Source organism: Burkholderia sp. RS01 (genome assembly GCF_039748055.1).
In the GTDB taxonomy this organism is placed as follows: domain Bacteria; phylum Actinomycetota; class Actinomycetes; order Actinomycetales; family Micrococcaceae; genus Arthrobacter.
Map to the genome: position 1 here is coordinate 1 of NZ_JBDLAK010000061.1, position 545 is coordinate 545.

Here is a 545-nt window from a genome sequence, read left to right on the forward strand (position 1 = left end):
ATGTCGACGTCCGCGACGTCCAGGGCCAGCACCTCGGCCGAACGCAACCCGCAATGGAGCATCAAGCCCGCGATTGCCCGGTCCCGCCAGGTGTGAAAACTTGCCAGCAGCTCGGCCGCATCAGGCTGGGACAGCGCCGTGGGCAGCCGACGTGGTTCGCGCAGCCGAAGCGAGGAACGGTTCTTTGGCCGACGGGCCGTATGCGCCAGCATCCCGCTGCGCTCACCAGACGCGACCCAACTCGATTCCCGGCCCTTGGGGACCGGGTTCTTCATCCCCGGGTCCCGCAGCGCGGCAAAGGCGAACAAACCTGAGATCGCGGCCAGCCGACGGTTGATCGTCGTCGCGGCGTACTGATCCAACCGGCGCCCCGACAGTCTAATCACATTCGGTCCCGCCCTGCCCGGGACCTGGGCATCGCGGCAGGCACGCAGGAACCGAAGCAACACTTCCGTGCTCACCTCCGCCAGTGGATGCCCGGCGGTCAGGAGCCACCGGCAGAACGCCAGCAGGTCGTACCCGTAGGAACGAACCGTCTTCGGCGA

Annotated in this window: 1 protein-coding gene; it reads right to left on the reverse strand. The window is 67.3% G+C overall.

Features of this window, described 5'->3' with window-relative positions; all coding sequences use genetic code 11:
- The coding region (locus ABFP37_RS22520) for a site-specific integrase (RefSeq protein WP_347035035.1) at nucleotides 1-512 on the reverse strand (512 nt) is incomplete at its 3' end.
- Nucleotides 513-545: the final 33 nt, after the last annotated feature.